The organism is Pseudomonas sp. CFBP 8772 (genome assembly GCF_014841665.1).
In the GTDB taxonomy this organism is placed as follows: Bacteria; Pseudomonadota; Gammaproteobacteria; order Pseudomonadales; family Pseudomonadaceae; genus Aquipseudomonas; species Aquipseudomonas graminis_B.
This window is the reverse complement of record NZ_JACYUI010000010.1, coordinates 148,747-163,952: the sequence shown is the minus strand read 5'-3', so window position 1 is coordinate 163,952 and position 15,206 is coordinate 148,747. Positions and strand designations below refer to the sequence as shown.

At 61.7% G+C, this 15,206-nt stretch carries 15 protein-coding genes and 1 pseudogene; 15 read left to right on the top strand and 1 reads right to left on the bottom strand.

What is annotated here, in order from left to right:
• Nucleotides 1–307 precede the first annotated feature (307 nt).
• Nucleotides 308–2,530 carry a TonB-dependent siderophore receptor gene (locus tag IFT99_RS19820; protein WP_192134545.1) on the top strand — a complete coding sequence of 741 codons (2,223 nt, stop codon included), beginning with the start codon at nt 308–310 and terminating at the stop codon, nt 2,528–2,530.
• A gap of 50 nt (nt 2,531–2,580) precedes the next feature.
• Here IFT99_RS19820 and IFT99_RS19815 read toward each other — a convergent pair whose 3' ends face one another.
• Complete coding sequence (locus IFT99_RS19815; RefSeq protein WP_192134543.1) at nt 2,581–3,309, bottom strand: SOS response-associated peptidase family protein; 729 nt, start codon at nt 3,307–3,309, stop codon at nt 2,581–2,583.
• A 98-nt stretch (nt 3,310–3,407) separates the two neighbouring features.
• On the opposite strand from IFT99_RS19815, the gene IFT99_RS19810 reads away from it, so the two are divergent.
• The 14 genes and pseudogenes from IFT99_RS19810 to hrpT all read left to right on the top strand — a co-directional run bounded on the left by IFT99_RS19810 (nt 3,408) and on the right by hrpT (nt 15,206).
• A complete protein-coding gene (locus IFT99_RS19810; protein ID WP_065989204.1) occupies nt 3,408–3,848 on the top strand; it encodes a LexA family protein in 441 nt (146 codons plus the stop codon).
• A 113-nt stretch (nt 3,849–3,961) separates the two neighbouring features.
• Nucleotides 3,962–5,047, top strand: a pseudogene (locus tag IFT99_RS19805) (transglycosylase SLT domain-containing protein); the annotation flags it as partial.
• 1,065 nt (nt 5,048–6,112) lie between these two features.
• Nucleotides 6,113–7,054 (top strand): sigma 54-interacting transcriptional regulator, encoded by a 942-nt coding sequence (locus tag IFT99_RS19800; protein WP_192134539.1) that lies wholly within the window; start codon nt 6,113–6,115, stop codon nt 7,052–7,054.
• A gap of 216 nt (nt 7,055–7,270) precedes the next feature.
• Nucleotides 7,271–8,179, top strand: a complete 909-nt coding sequence (locus tag IFT99_RS19795; RefSeq protein WP_192134537.1) for a sigma 54-interacting transcriptional regulator — start codon at nt 7,271–7,273, stop codon at nt 8,177–8,179.
• 170 nt (nt 8,180–8,349) lie between these two features.
• Nucleotides 8,350–8,682: a hypothetical protein gene (locus tag IFT99_RS19790; RefSeq protein ID WP_192134535.1), complete on the top strand. Its 333-nt coding sequence runs from the start codon at nt 8,350–8,352 to the stop codon at nt 8,680–8,682.
• 53 nt (nt 8,683–8,735) lie between these two features.
• Nucleotides 8,736–9,782 (top strand): harpin HrpZ family protein, encoded by a 1,047-nt coding sequence (locus tag IFT99_RS19785; protein WP_192134534.1) that lies wholly within the window; start codon nt 8,736–8,738, stop codon nt 9,780–9,782.
• Between the two features lie 41 nt (nt 9,783–9,823).
• Nucleotides 9,824–10,198: a type III secretion system inner rod subunit SctI gene (gene sctI, locus IFT99_RS19780; protein WP_192134532.1), complete on the top strand. Its 375-nt coding sequence runs from the start codon at nt 9,824–9,826 to the stop codon at nt 10,196–10,198.
• A 9-nt stretch (nt 10,199–10,207) separates the two neighbouring features.
• Nucleotides 10,208–11,011 (top strand): type III secretion system inner membrane ring lipoprotein SctJ, encoded by an 804-nt coding sequence (sctJ, locus tag IFT99_RS19775; protein WP_192134530.1) that lies wholly within the window; start codon nt 10,208–10,210, stop codon nt 11,009–11,011.
• Entirely contained in the window at nt 11,011–11,553 is a 543-nt protein-coding gene (locus IFT99_RS19770; RefSeq protein ID WP_192134528.1) for a type III secretion protein, read from the top strand. Before sctJ ends, IFT99_RS19770 begins: the two co-directional genes overlap by 1 nt.
• A 37-nt stretch (nt 11,554–11,590) precedes the next feature.
• Nucleotides 11,591–12,172: a type III secretion system stator protein SctL gene (gene sctL, locus IFT99_RS19765; protein ID WP_192134526.1), complete on the top strand. Its 582-nt coding sequence runs from the start codon at nt 11,591–11,593 to the stop codon at nt 12,170–12,172.
• Nucleotides 12,173–12,262: 90 nt separating this feature from the next.
• Complete coding sequence (locus tag IFT99_RS19760) at nt 12,263–12,487, top strand: type III secretion protein (RefSeq protein ID WP_065989219.1); 225 nt, start codon at nt 12,263–12,265, stop codon at nt 12,485–12,487.
• Nucleotides 12,474–12,902, top strand: coding sequence for a type III secretion protein (locus IFT99_RS19755; protein ID WP_192134524.1), 429 nt, complete (start codon nt 12,474–12,476; stop codon nt 12,900–12,902). The genes IFT99_RS19760 and IFT99_RS19755 overlap by 14 nt, the downstream gene beginning before the upstream one ends.
• A gap of 1 nt (nt 12,903) precedes the next feature.
• Nucleotides 12,904–15,006 (top strand): type III secretion system outer membrane ring subunit SctC, encoded by a 2,103-nt coding sequence (gene sctC / locus IFT99_RS19750; RefSeq protein ID WP_192134522.1) that lies wholly within the window; start codon nt 12,904–12,906, stop codon nt 15,004–15,006.
• Entirely contained in the window at nt 15,003–15,206 is a 204-nt protein-coding gene (gene hrpT, locus IFT99_RS19745; protein WP_074891941.1) for an HrpT family type III secretion system protein, read from the top strand. Before sctC ends, hrpT begins: the two co-directional genes overlap by 4 nt.

The window sequence follows — 15,206 nt, the reverse complement described above, 5'->3', positions numbered from 1 at the left end:
AGCGCTAAGGCGGCGTAGGCAGCCAGTTGGAACGGGGCAAGGTAGTACCTTTGGTTATTCATCGTGAGACGTGGGCATGATAGTTGTGATCTCGCCGCCCGGTCCAGACGGAATTCGCCCGAGCCGACTGATGGACGTAAGAGCAGTAAAAACAAATCACACGCTTTAACAAATGGAAACGGTTTGCATTAACAATTTATAAAAAGGTTGTTACGATCGGCGCCCTCATAGCTTTTCGCCATGTGGAACGTCGCTCATCAGGGTGATGGGCCGCAGATCAGCTCTCGCCCTTTCCAGGAAGCACCCGATGCTACGTCCCGCCCTGCCAGCCTTGTCGGCACTTGTTGCCCTTGGTTTCTCCAGCCATTCCTTCGCAGCGCCGACGCAGCAGAATTTGCCGGATCAGCCACCGGCAACATCGCTCGCTCAACCGGGCAGTGCCAGCAGCAATTCGGCGTCGGGCGCCGTCGCGCTGGAAGGCCTGAGCATCAACGCCGATTACGGCATCGCGGGACAGGCGACCACGGAGAGTTCGGGGTCCTACACAACGGGTTCCATGAACACGGCGACCAAGCTGCCGCTGTCCATCCGCGAGACGCCGCAGTCGGTGAGTGTGATCACCCGCCAGCGCATGGACGATCAGGGCATGAATGACCTGAACGATGTGGTGAAATACGCGCCCGGCGTGACGTTGCACCGAACGGCGTCGGACCGTCAGGAGTTTCTGGCGCGCGGTTTCAAGATCGACAACATCATGTACGACGGCCTGCCGAGCAGCATCAGCGCCTACACCCAGGACGTGATTTCCGGCGCGGATCTGGCCATGTATGACCGCGTCGAAGTGGTTCGCGGGGCGACGGGCCTGATGACCGGCGCGGGCAGCCCGGCGGCGACGTTGAACCTGGTGCGCAAGCGCCCGACCGCCGTGCCGCAGGTCAGTGTCACCACCAGCGCCGGCAGTTGGGACCGTTACCGCACCGAGGTCGATGCGTCGAACAAGCTCAATGACTCCGGCACCGTTCGCGGCCGTGTGGTGGCCGCGTACGAAGATGACAAGAGCTTCTCCGATATCCGCAAAAATCAGCGGCAGACCTTTTACGGGATTCTCGAAGCCGACCTGAACGACTCGACCACCTGGACCGTCGGCGCGTCCAAACAGCGTGACGACAACACCTCGGACTGGGGCGGTCTGCCCAGCGGCCCGAACGGCGAAGACCTGCACCTCAAGCGTTCGACGTTCCTCAGCAACGACTGGTCGTACTGGAACAAAGACAACATCATGTTCTTCACCGACGTCACCCACCGTTTCGACAACGGCTGGTCGGCCAAGCTGGCGGGACAGAAGATCTGGGCTGAAGCGGACACCTTCTCCAGCTACATCGGCAACTACGACGTTCTGGGCTTTCAGCAGTACCACGGCAAGTACCGCGACGACGATGACCAGACCAACCTCGATGCGTCCCTTAGCGGGCCGTTTCAGATGTTCGGTCGCGAGCATGAACTGGTCGTGGGCGTGAGCCACCGGCAGGAGAAATTTCACCAGTGGGGCGGCTGGACCGACGGCACGCCCATTGACCTCTACAACCCGACCCATTCACTGCCCAAACCTGACGTCGACACCAGCCTGTACGAAACCCGCAATGCCGCCACCGAAGAAGGGGTTTACGCCGTCGCGCGCTTGAACCCGATCGACCCCCTGCACGTCATCCTCGGCAGCCGCGTCAGCTGGTATGACTTCGACAACCGCGTCGGCAGCGGCGATTACAAGGTGGTCCGCGAAGTCACGCCTTACGCCGGCGTCATCTATGACCTGAACGACACGTACTCGGCCTACGCCAGCTACACCGAAATCTTCAAGCCGCAGACCGAGATGGATTCAGCGCGCTCGGTGTTGAAGCCAATGACGGGCAAGAACTACGAGATCGGCCTGAAGGGCGAATACTTCGACGGCGCGCTGAATGCCTCGGTGGCGCTCTTTGAAATGGAGCAGGAAAACCGGGCGTACCTGGTGCAGGACCAGAACTCCACTAATTGCCCGAGCTTCCCGGCGTCCAGCTGCTACGGTGCAGCGGGCAAAGTGCGCAGCCGCGGGATTGATACCGAACTGAGCGGCGCGCTGACGCCGGACTGGCAGTTCTCGGCGTCGTACACCTACGTGTTGAGCCAGTTTGTCGAAGACGGCACCAAAAGCAACGAAGGCAAACTGTTCGCCCCCGAGCAGCCGAAGCATCTGTTCAAAGCCGCGACCAGCTACACCCTGCCGGGCGAGCTGCACAAATGGCGAGTGGGGGCGGACGTGCTGGCCCAGAGCAAGACCTTCAACCGCGTTGGCGACGGCCAGGCCGATCAGGACGCTTACGGCATCGTCGGCCTGATGGCCGGCTACAAGCTGAACGAGCACTGGGACGGCCGGGTCAACGTCAACAACCTGTTCGACACCCGCTACTGGCAGGGCATTCCGATCGCGTCGGGTACCGGCGTTTACGGCGATCCGCGCAACCTGATGTTCTCGGTGAAGTGGACGCTCTGATCACTCCAAACCTGCCCCATTGAGTGCCGCGTGATCGCCATGTGCAGCGATCAAACGTTCTCGTCCTGATCCTCCGTCAGCAAATCGGGCCCGGCCAAGGGCTCGATCAACTGCGCACCCTCGTTGCGCACATTTCCGACCTCTTTGCCCACGGCATGCCAGTGAAAATCGCTGACCGGCCGGCAGCCTTCCTGGGCGATTTGCGCGAGCCGTGAGGCCGGTGTCTGCGGGTCGACCCATTCCCGTGCGAGCTCGGGCGTCAGCACCAGGGGGCGGCGGTCGTGGATGTCGAGCATGCCCGCGTCGCTCGCTGCGGTGATGATGACGAAGCCGTCGCGCTCATCCGGCTCAAGGCCAGGCCTGACCTGTCCCAAGGCGGCGAAGTACATCGGCCCCTGGTCGTTCAGATGGATGAAGTACGGCTGCTTGCGCTTCGAGTCGATCGGGTCTTTCACCCATTCGTACCAGCCATTGGCCGGGGCCAGGGCGCGACCGTTCGGCCACAGATCCTTGAAGAACTTGCCTGTCATGACCGTTTCGACCCGCGCATTGATCGGGTCGGGCCGTTTACCTTTGGCCCAGTGGGGCGACCAGCCCCAGCGCACTTTGTCGACGCTCAGGCCGTCAGTCACCGGGCGGATGATTTCGACGCGGGTGGTCGGCGCCACGTTGTAACGCTCGATGGGCCAGAGATCGTAGCCGTTGATCACCAACTGCTCTGGCGCAAGCGTCTTGAGGTAATGGTCCATTGGCTCGTAGATCGAGTAGCGTCCGCACATGTGTCACCCGTCGAATTTTCCTGCCTACAACATTGACCGCACGCGGCTGAGAACGTTAACTGTATATACGTACAGTTAACAAACACAAGGTCAGTCCCATGAGTGTCACCATCCTTGGCCGGTTGTCAGCGGCGGGCGAGCGGTTCCCCCTTTATGCCTTTCAAGTACCGGCGGGTTTTCCCTCGCCAGCGGCCGATCACATCGAGCGGCACATCTCGCTGGACGAGCTCTTCGACATCCGCGCGCCCCATGTCTATCTGGTCAAAATAGAAGGCGACAGCATGCAGGGCGCGGGCATTTATTGCGGCGATCTGGTGATCGTCGACCGCAGCCTGTATGCCGAGCATGGCGACATCGTCATCGCCGCGCTGAATACCGAGCCCGTCTGCAAACGCCTGCACATGCGTGGCAACGAGGTCATCCTCAAGTCCGAGAACACCAAATACCCGCCGCGCTACGTTATGGAGGGCGACGAGCTGCTGATCTGGGGCGTGGTGAAATACAGCGTTCGCGATCACGACAAGGTGATGCACTCGTGATGCAGAGGCTTTCTATATAAGGAAGGCGCGCAGGAGGGGTGTGACAGCACGGGCGTATTGGAACCATTCAAGCGCCCGTGCCACACAGCATAAACCTCTCAGGATGACCTCCCATGCCGCCTGCCTTCCGCCCGTATTCGGGCGTTTTGCGTGTCGTTCGACCGATGCGCATCGCTTCACTGACCGTCGCGGTGCTGTGTGCCGGGTGCCAGTCCTACGGCCCTCCCGAGGCGAGTACCGAACGCACGCCGCGCCTGGTGGCGGGGCTCCATCGCAGCGAAGAGCCGTTGGCTTACTCGCGGCCGACGCAACCCTACGACGGCAGTGATATCTGGCAGCGAATGGGGCAGGATTTCCGCCTGGCCGACGACAATGGCGTCAATGAACGCATCGTGCGTCAGCGCAACTGGCTGCTGGGCAATGCAGGGTTCATCCGCAACGCCAGCCAGCGGGCCAGCCCGTATTTGCACTTCATCGTCGAAACCCTCGACCAGCGCGCGATGCCGGCGGAACTGGCCCTATTGCCGATCATCGAGAGCGCCTACAACCCCAAGGCCAATTCGATCCGTGACGCGGCCGGGCTGTGGCAGTTCATGGCGGCCACCGGGCGCGATTTTGACCTGCGCCAGACCGCCTGGTACGACGGCCGCCGGGACGTCGTGGCTTCCAGCAAAGCGGCGATGGATTACCTGACGCGTCTGCATGGCCAGTTCGGTGGCGACTGGTTGCTGGCCATGGCCGCCTATAACGCAGGGGAGGGCACGGTGAGCCGGGCTATCGACGCAAATCAGCGGCGAGGGCTACCCACCGATTACTGGCACCTGAGCCTGCCGAAGGAAACCCAGGATTATGTGCCGCGCCTGCTGGCGCTGTCGTTGCTGGTGCGCGAACCCGAGACCTATGGCGTGAAACTCAGCCCGGTGGCCAACGCGCCGTATTTCACGGAGCTGGAGCTGGCGCGGCCGGTGGATCTGGAGCGCCTCGCTGTCAGCGCCGGCATCGATCGCTCGGTGCTGTTGAACCTCAACCCGGCATTTCTGCGCAAAAAAACAGCCGACGGACCCTCTCGCCTGCTCGTGCCTCGCGACCAGTTCGAGCAGCTTTCCGCCACTCTGGACAAAATGACCGACGACGTCGTGCACGGTAACGAGGCACTGGCGGTCACGACTGCCACGGCGTCAGCGGGAATTGTGCGCCCCTGAGGCGACGCCTCAGCCGTGAGGTTGTCCGCTTCGGGCCCACTTTTGGCAGCAATGGGCTCGCCGTGTACCGGCGCAGACACACATCCGCCCGCCTGCTTTGCACGTCCCATCGACCCGGATGAGCCGGGTCAGACTTATTCACACAATGAATTAACGAAAATTTCACCGAACTTTGCCGGCGTTTTGTAAAAACGCCGATACATCATGGCCAGTCGCCTTCGAAGACACAATTCGAAACATCCACTGCCCTAGGTTGATGAGCCTTTTGGCTCGTTGAGCAGTGCCTGGCAGATCATCCTGCGCGGCGAGGATTAGTTGGATCCCATTACCGAATCGTTATTGATCCGCAAACCTTTGCTTCGCTGTTAATAGTTCAAATCATGATAGTCGGTATGTCCGACCCGCTAAACGCAAGGGGTTTGGACCTATACGCGAGAGTACAGTAAAGCGTGTTCGGAAAACCGACTTGGCTCAGTCGGATTTCCGAACGGAGTTAAACTAGCCTTCCTTGAAACTAATAATTCAGGTGTCAATGATAGGGTCGCTTTAAATAGGTGGGTGACGTTATATAAGTTATAAAGGGGCGGGATATATAAGTCAGGCGATCAAGTAAGTTCGCATTACTTGTCCGGGACGAGCGAATATTAAATAGGCGGTGGTCGAGCGCGCGCGAGGAATGACAATAAGTTTGAAACGGCATGAGTCAGCGTGCTGGCTTGTCAACCGGTTCGCCGCCGCCATAGCGATGAGGGGAAGACAAAGGGGACGCACCATGGCAGAGCATAACCTGATGATTGTTAAGCTATTGTGATGCAGGCGCCAGGCTGGCCGGGCCGTTGGACGCCTCCGACGCTTCATCGTCCAGTCGGGGGCAACGGATGATTTTAAATAGTCGTTTGAATGTTTTGCGGATAATTAGTTGTCTTCGTCAATAAAGTCAAAGTGCTACCACTGGTCGCGTGTGAAGTAGGTCTCGCGACGTCGGGGAACTAAATTTAATTGTGGCTGCCTTTGTAATGCGTGGTATTAATAAATCGCTTGCTCCCACTACGAGAGGTATCGATGAAAGAAGAAATCGATGTAAGCGACTGTTCCTGTCCGCCAGAAAATGTGGCGCTGGATATCCAGCAGATAGCATTGAATACCGCAAACCTGAGTATGGATTTGCTGCTGTGCGGGGAGACAGGAACAGGCAAAGACACGCTGGCCAAACGTATTCATGACTTGTCCGGTCGGACAGGTTCTTTCATCGGTATGAACTGCGCGGCTATTCCGGAATCCCTCGCGGAAAGTCAGCTGTTCGGGGTCGTGAACGGCGCCTATACCGGTGTCAGTCGGTCTCGGGAGGGGTACATCGAAGCGGCCTGCGGCGGCACGCTGTACCTGGACGAGATCGACAGCATGCCGCTGAGCCTGCAGGCCAAGCTGCTGCGGATTCTGGAAACCCGGGGCATCGAGCGCCTGGGGTCGACCGACTTCATTCCGGTGGACCTTCGGGTCATCGCTTCGGCGCAGCGCCCTCTGGATGAACTCGTGGAACAAGGGCTTTTTCGTCGCGACCTGTTTTTCCGGCTCAATGTGCTGACTATTCAAATGCCAGCCTTGCGCAAGCGTCGCGAGCAGATCCTGCCATTGTTCGACCAGTTCACCCAGCAAGTCGCCGCCGATTTTGGCTGCCCGGTTGCCGAGCTGGACAATCGCCTGGTGCAGGTCCTGCTCAGCCACTCATGGCCCGGCAACATTCGCGAGCTGAAGTCGGCCGCCAAGCGGTTTGTGCTGGGGTTCCCGCTGCTGGGCGGCGATGCACCTGCGGACCGGGACCTGGAAACCGGCCTGAAGACCCAACTGCGCGTCATCGAAAGGATGCTCATCGAAGACGCGCTCAAGCGTCACAAACACAGCCTGGAAGCGGTGGTGCAGGAGCTCGAAATTCCTCGGCGCACCCTGTACCACCGGATGAAGGAGCTGGGGATGAATGATGCTGAAGAAGCGGTGATTTCGTAGGACCGGCTTCAGCCGGGAAGAGGCCGGTGTGAACGGCATGAGATGTGTGGTGTGACGCCTGACGCCTTCCCGGCTAAAGCCGGTCCTAAAAACGCGAGTTCCGCCCTGAAGCCCCACAAATACCTGCCTCACCAAGCGCGCTGTTTCGCAATGGACGCCTCGCAGCCAATCTCGCGCAGCCAATGTCGCGTAACCCTGAGATACCAGAGGTCGTGGATGAGTGTGTACGAGTTATTCGATGAGCAACTGGAGGACGACCATCAGGTGCCGAACCTGCGGGTGGTGGCCCGCAGTCTCGGCCAGTTGGGGATCGACCTGCTGCTGTCAGGCGAAACCGGGACTGGCAAGGACACCGTCGCCAGCCGGATTCATGCGCTGTCCGGTCGTAAGGGCCGGCTGGTGGCGATGAACTGCGCGGCCATCCCGGAATCCCTGGCCGAGAGCGAACTGTTCGGCGTGGTCAGCGGCGCCTACACCGGTGCCGATCGGGCCCGGGTTGGCTACATCGAAGCGGCCCAGGGCGGCACGTTGTACCTCGACGAGATCGACAGCATGCCCTTGGCCCTGCAAGCCAAACTCCTGCGGGTGCTGGAAACGCGCTCCATCGAACGCCTCGGCTCGACATCACCCATTGCCTTGGACGTGTGCGTCATCGCCTCGGCTCAGCGCTCCCTTGACGAGATGGTCGAACAGGGACGTTTTCGCCGGGACCTGTATTTCCGCCTGAACGTCTTGACCGTGACCCTGGCGCCTTTGCGCGAGCAGAGGGCGCGCATCCTGCCGTTGTTCGCGCGTTTTGCTGAAGCCGCGGCGCAGGAATCGGGTGTTCCGATGCCCGAGACCACTGGCGTGCTGCGCCACGTCCTGCTCAACCACGACTGGCCGGGCAATATCCGCGAACTGAAATCAGCCGCCAAGCGTCACGTCATGGGCTTTCCGCTGCTGGGCGGGGAGGCCAGCGAAGAGGGCGAATCATCGGGCCTGAGATCGCAGTTGCGGGTCATCGAAAAAGCGCTGATTCAAGCCGCGCTCAAGCGCCACAACAACAGCGTCGATGCCGTGAGTCAGGAGCTCGAAATCCCCCGTCGGACGCTCTACCACCGCATGAAAGAGCTCGACGTCTGACCTCCGTTTATCCCGCTTTCTCTGGCGACACACCCTGCGTTCAAACGGCCAGATCCGCAGCGTCCCCGCCTGCTACGAACTTTATTGAGCGACATGGGAACCGATCCTGAGGTCCGGGCCACCCATTGGCACCAAGCACTTTCGCTGGTGATGACTCAGGAGTGTTCGACATGCCAAATCCAGTAGCAATGGTCGGTGGCCTCGCCAACAGCTTTATCACTGGCGCCGGGCAGGCGACTCAGCAGGGCGCCAACGCTGTGACCAAAGTCCAGCAGGAAGGCCAGATCACTGATTCCGCTGCCCCTTCCAAGGCCGAAGCGGCACAAAACGCCGCTACCGAAAAGGCCGATGCCAGCCAGGCGCGCCTGATTGCCATGCAGACCGAAGCCGACATCCGCAAGCAGACCAACGATGTCCTCAGCGCCATCCGTTCCGGCAAGGAAGACAGCGCCAACAAGGCGATCAGTGCCGAAGCGCAGAACGCCAAGGGCATCAGCTACTGATCGGTCCGAGCGCCCCCTGAAAAGGGGGGCATCCACCTAAGGATGGAGGTTTCATGCTAAGTCTCAATGCCAATACCAATCCGCTGCAAAACCTGCACATCGGCACCGTGGCTTCCCAGCCGACGTCAGGCGGCGACAAGACCCCGCAGTCGCTGAAGGACGTCATTGATCAGCTGGCTCAGGCGCTGACCAAGGACGGGCACCTGGACAAGGAATCGCCGCTGGGCCAGATGGTCGGCAAGCAGATGGAGAAGAACAATCCGTTGGCGTCCCTGATCGGCGGCAATCCGGACATGATCAAGGCGGCGCTGGGCGACCTGATCAAAGACAAGCTGGGCGACAATTTTGGTGCTGCCGCCGATGCAGGCCAGGCGGGTGCCGGCGCGCCGGACCTGATGTCAAAGACCCTCAACGGTCTGGCCAAGGCCTCACTGGACGACCTCCTGACCAAGACGGACAAAGGCACCACCTTCTCCAAGGGTGACATGCCGCTGCTGGAAAAAATCGCTGAATTCATGGACCAGCGCACGGCCCAGGATCCGGTCAAATTCCCGGCACCGGACTCGGGCTCCTGGAAGAATGAGCTCACGGCTGAGGGCGACAACTTCCTCGACGGCAAAGAGACCGCTGATTTCCGTTCTGCGCTCGACTCTCTGGGCGGTCAACTCGATCAGCAACAGAACGGCCTCAGTGATGCCGGCGGCGGATCGCAGCTGAGCAGCCTTTCTCCCGCCGATCCATCGGGCGGCGCTATGCAAACCCCCGGCAGCGTGAATCAGGACCTCGGCCAACTGCTCGGTGATCTGCTGCAGAAGGGCGTCAATGCCAGCGTCGGCGGCGGCCTCGGTACGCCGATGAACGACGCGTCTCAGTCGGGCGGTGCCACCCAGAGCGTGACCCAGGACCTGGGGCAACTGCTCAGCGGCCTGATCAAGAAAGGGCTTGAAGCTGAACAGAACGGTGCCGGCGTCAACGGCGCAGGTGGGCAAAACCCGTTCGCCCAACAGGATCAGCAAAACACCCTGGCCCAGGCCGCTGCTGCCCTTGTCTCGGCATTGGTGGGCGGTGGCAACAGCAGCAATAGCAACAGCCTGTCCTGAACCGAGCTGCGCCCCTCGACACCGTCTGCCGGAGAACCCCCGTGACCCTTTCCAATGTCAACCAACTCAAATCGCCGTCCACCGATCTTGAGCCTCGCCTGGATCAGGGATTGGTCAGCGGGCCTTCGCAGGCGGACGTCGATCTGTTCAACGCCGCCATGCGTCCCGAGCTGTCGATGCAGCAAAGCCATTTGTCCGAACAGATCGCCAGCGCGCTGTCGGACCGTCTTGGCGCCACCGACAAGCTCTCGCAGCAAGCGGCGCGCAAGATGAAACGGGCGTCCACCACTGACGACCCGCTGGAAATTTCCCAGATGAGCCGGTCGCTGTCGCAGTATTCGCTGCAAATGGCGCTGACCACCAAAGTCGTCAGCAAGAGCGCCCAGGCCCTCGATAAACTGACTAACCTGCAGTAGAGGCATGCCGTGAAATACCTGACTGCGGGACTGATCTGCCTGATGCTGCTGCTCAGCGGGTGCAGCGATGACACGGACCTGTTCACCGGGATGTCCGAGCAGGATTCCAACGACGTGATCGCCAGCCTCGCCGACCAGCACATCGACGCGCGCAAGCGCAGCGAGAAGACCGGTGTGGTCATCAGCGTGCCGACCGCCGAGATCAACCGTGCCGTGCGGATCCTCGATGCGGCCGGCCTGCCGCGTCGTTCGCGCACCAGCCTGGGTGAAATCTTCAAGAAAGAAGGGGTGATTTCCACGCCGCTGGAAGAGCGCGCGCGGTACATCTATGCCTTGTCCCAGGAGCTGGAAGCGACGCTGTCGCAGATCGACGGCGTGATCGTCGCCCGCGTGCATGTGGTGCTGCCTGAACGCATCGCGCCGGGCGAGCCGGTGCAGCCGGCTTCAGCGGCGGTGTTCATCAAACACACCTCGGCCCTCGACCCCGACAGCGTGCGCGGGCGTATTCAGCAGATGGTCGCCAGCAGCATTCCCGGCATGTCCGGCGAGCCCCTGGATTCGAAGAAATTCGCCATCGTGTTCGTGCCGGCGGCGGAGTTTCAGGACACCGAACGGCTGGTGAGTTTCGGGCCGTTTCTGGTCGACAGCGCCAACCTCGATTTCTGGAACCGCATGCTGTGGCTCGCGCCGTTTGCCTCGCTGCTGCTGATTGCCCTGATCGTGTTGGCCCTGCGCGGTGACTGGCGCGATGCGCTGTTGCAACGCATCGGCCTGCGCCGCAGTGCCCGGACGAGCATGCCGGTGAGGGCCTAATGCTCAGCGCCGAGGAGCACTGGATTCGCTGGTGGTGTGCGCCATGGGAATGGGCCCATGCCGACTGGATCGACGTGTTCGCGGACCACTGTGGCGTGACGCGCGAGGATGGCACCGAGTTGCTCGGCACGCGGCACGACGTCTTTCTGCACAGCGTCGGCGTGGTCCCGAGCCAGCCGCCGCCGCCCGTTGACTCGATGATGCAATGGCTGCAACTGGGTGACGCGCAACAGCAGCAGGCGCTGTCGTTGGCCGGCCGCATCTGTTTCGGCCAGGGCGGGCAGGCGAGCGCTGATCACGCCGGGCACGTGCATGAGCCCTGGTGCCGCGCCGTGGCCAAGGCGTTGCGGCCCGGTTTATGGCTGGACGCCTCGGTGAGCGATGCGCGCGTATTGCTGGCGGCGTGGGCGGGCGAGCCTTGCTGGTCACGGCTGCGCCTGTCGTGGGCGCCGGATGTGTTGCCGACGGCGTGCGCCGAGCTGCCCGAGAACAAGCTGCAAACCCTCTGGCACTCGGTGTTGTGGCGAGTGACGACGCCTTGATGATTGCCGTTACCTCATTGTATTTCAGGAGCTGAACATGCTCGCCAAGCGTCGTCTCGTGTTGTCTTCCTCCACCGTGCTGGTCACCGACATCCTGCGTCGCGAAGACCTGGCCAGTACCGTGCTCGCCGCTGAGGTGCTGGACAATGCCCGGGCAGAAGCCGAGCAGATTCTGGCCGCCGCCCACGCCCAGGCGCAGCACGAAAAGGATCAGGCGCTGGCGCAATTCTGGGACAGCGCCAACGGTTTTCTGCAGCACCTTGAGCAGCAGCGACTGGCCTTGGCCGAGGCGTCGATGGAGGCCGTGGAATCCCTGCTCAATGAGGCCCTTGCCGAGTTGCTCGACCAGACCACACTCGCTGAACGCAGCCGCGCCCTGATGCGCAATCTGGCTGCCGGACAGTCCGTTGAAACCACCGCCGTGCTCAGCGCCCATCCCGACATGCTCGACAGCCTCGGCGAGTGGCTGTCGGCCAGTCGATTCGCCGGTCACTGGCAGCTCAAGCCCGACCCGGCCCTGGCGCCGCAGACCCTGCGCCTGAGCGACGCCAACGGCGCGTTCGACATCGACTGGGACAGCCTGCGCCGCGGGCTGGTGGGGTCTTCGGCGCCTTCATGAGATTTTCTTGACCCGGTTGTGACGGTTCATGGAACCGGAGCGGCCGCAGGTTCCACTCAGGGGTTGAATCCCTCAGTTGGAGCCACCGGCATGATCAGTTTCAAATCCCTGCAAAACCACCTCGATCACTCCTATTCCCGCGCCCAGGACGACATGCAGGACGCCGCCGAAACCGCCTCGGAAAGCGGCACCATGGAAGACTTCCAGGCGTTCAGCGATGCCTCGCAGCAGACCAACGTCGCCAACATGATCCTCAACGAAGGGCTGCGCGCCAAACACGGCATCACCAAAGCGATCATCGATGGAATTCAGTGAATTCAGCGCGATCCTCGCTCAGTGGTGCGAGCGACGTCCGCTCGCACCACTGGACTGCTGGATCGACGACGCCAACGCGCGACTGGCGGTGTCGGGCAACGGCATTCGCCTGAGCCTGGATGTGCTCGATCCCTACGACGGCAGCGACCCGCAACGCCTCGACGCGGTACTCGCCCAGGGCGGTGCCGGCGTGGCCTGTGCCTGTGAGGGCGGACTGGCGATCGACCCCGACACCCGCTGCGTGGTGTTGGTCAGCTGGATTCCCGACCCCTGCAATCCCACGCAACTGCTCGAACGTCTGGAGCGCCTGGCCAATCAGCGCGCCGCGATGCTCAGCCTCATGCAAACCTCGATTCGCAGCGCGACCGCCTCGTCGTCCCGCTCGACCCTCAAAACCTGGCAACCGGGAGTGTGAAATGCGCAAGGCCTTAATGTGGTTGCCTTTGCTGATGATAGGCATCGGCGCGCCGGCGCTGGCAGCGGTGCCTGACGCCTGGAAACACACCGCCTACGCCTACGATGCGCGGCAGACCGAGCTGGCCACTGCGCTGGCAGACTTCGCCAAGGAGTTCGGCATCGGTCTGGACATGCCGGCGATGCCGGGCACGCTGGACGGGCGCATTCGTGCGCAGAACCCTCAGGAATTCCTCGACCGGCTGGGTCAGGAGCATCACTTCCAGTGGTTCGTCTACAACGAGACCCTGTACATCAGCTCGACCAGCGAGCAGACCTCGGCGCGGATCGAAGTGTCGCCGGAAGCGGTCGATGACCTGCAGCAGGCGCTGTCCGATGTCGGCCTGCTGGACAAGCGTTTCGGCTGGGGCGCCTTGCCCGACGAAGGGGTGGTGCTGGTGCGCGGTCCGGCCAAGTACGTCGACTTCGTGCGCAGTTACAGCAAGAAGGTCGAGGCACCGGAAAAAGCCGAGAAGCAGGACGTCGTGGTCCTGCCGCTGAAGTACGCCAACGCCGCCGACCGCACCATTCGTTATCGCGATCAACAGCTCACCGTCGCCGGCGTCGCGAGCATTCTTCAGGAGCTGCTGGAAAGCCGCTCCCGTGGCGAATCCATCAACGGTGTCAACCTGCTGCAAGGGCAGGGTGGTACAGCCGGATCCGGAGGCGGCACCACGTCGTCGGGCCTGAATTACGGCGGCATGGAAGGCCAGGGTTTCGACACCGGCGCCATCGAACAGGGGCTGGACCGCGTGCTGGGATCCCGTGGCAAGCGCGGCGGGTCCTCCAGTGAAGAGAAGGGCCGTTCGAAGATCCGCGTCAGCGCCGACGTGCGCAACAACTCGGTGCTGATCTATGACCTGCCCAAACGCCGGGCGATGTACGAGAAGCTGGTCAAGCAACTGGACACGCCGCGTAACCTGATCGAGATCGACGCGGTGATTCTCGACATCGACCGCAACGAACTGGCGCAGCTGTCCAGCCGCTGGAATTTCAAGGGCGGCAGCGTGAGCGGCGGCGCCAACCTGTTCGAGCAGGGCACCAGCACCACGCTGTTTATCCAGGATGCCGGTAAATTTTCGGCCGACCTGCATGCCCTCGAAGGCAACGGCGCGGCGTCGGTCATCGGCAATCCGTCGATCCTGACCCTGGAAAACCAGCCGGCGGTGATCGACTTCAGCCGCACCGAATACCTCACTGCCACTTCCGAACGCGTCGCCGACATTCAGGCCATCACGGCGGGCACCAGCTTGCAGGTGATTCCGCGCTCCCTGGACCAGAACGGCAAATCCCAGGTGCAACTGATCGTCGACATCGAAGACGGCCAGATAGACACCTCGCAAATCAACGAAGATCAGCCGGCGGTGCGCAAGGGCAACGTCAGCACCCAGGCGGTGATCGCGGAGCATGGCTCCCTGGTGATCGGCGGATTCCACGGGCTGGAAACCACCGACAAGGTCAACAAGATCCCGCTGCTGGGCGACATTCCGGTGATCGGCAAGCTGCTGTTCCAGTCCCGCAGTCGCGAGCTGAACCAGCGTGAGCGCCTGTTCATCCTCACGCCTCGGCTGATCGGCGATCAGATCAATCCGGCGCGCTACGTGCAGAACGGCAACCCCCACGATGTCGATGACCAGATGAAGCGCATCAAGGAACGTCGCGACGGTGGTGAACAACCGACCCGCAGCGATGTGCAGAACGCCTTCACCCAGTTGCTCGACGGCGTGACCCCGGTGGGCTTCAACAGCGGCGAGACCCTGCCGTTCGAAGCCGACAGCCTGTGTGATCCGGGCGTCGGCCTGAGCATGGATCGCCAGCGTTCCCAGTGGTTTACCCGCAAGGACTGGGGCATCGCGGTGGTCGTGGCGCGCAACACCACCAGCAAGCCGGTGCGCATCGACGAAAGCCGCTGTGGCGGTCGCTGGGTGATGGGTGTTAGCGCCTGGCCCCATGCGTGGCTGCAGCCGGGGGCGGAGAGTGAAATCTACATCGCCCTGCGTCAGCCGCAGGTGTCGAGCAAGGCCAAACAGAACCGACCTTCGCTGCTCAAGGGGGCTACACGATGAACCTGCGCGGTTTGCTTTTGCTGTTTCTGGTCACTGCCACGTTGGCGGGGTGTGCCACCCATGGGTGCTCGGGTTATTCGTGCAAGCGGCCAGATTCCAATGACCGGGAGTTGGTGATCTGGTGGCCGCCGGACATGCGTCAGGGGATTGATGAGCGTGACCATGAGCAGGATTTTACTGTGGTGCCATTAAAGGACTGA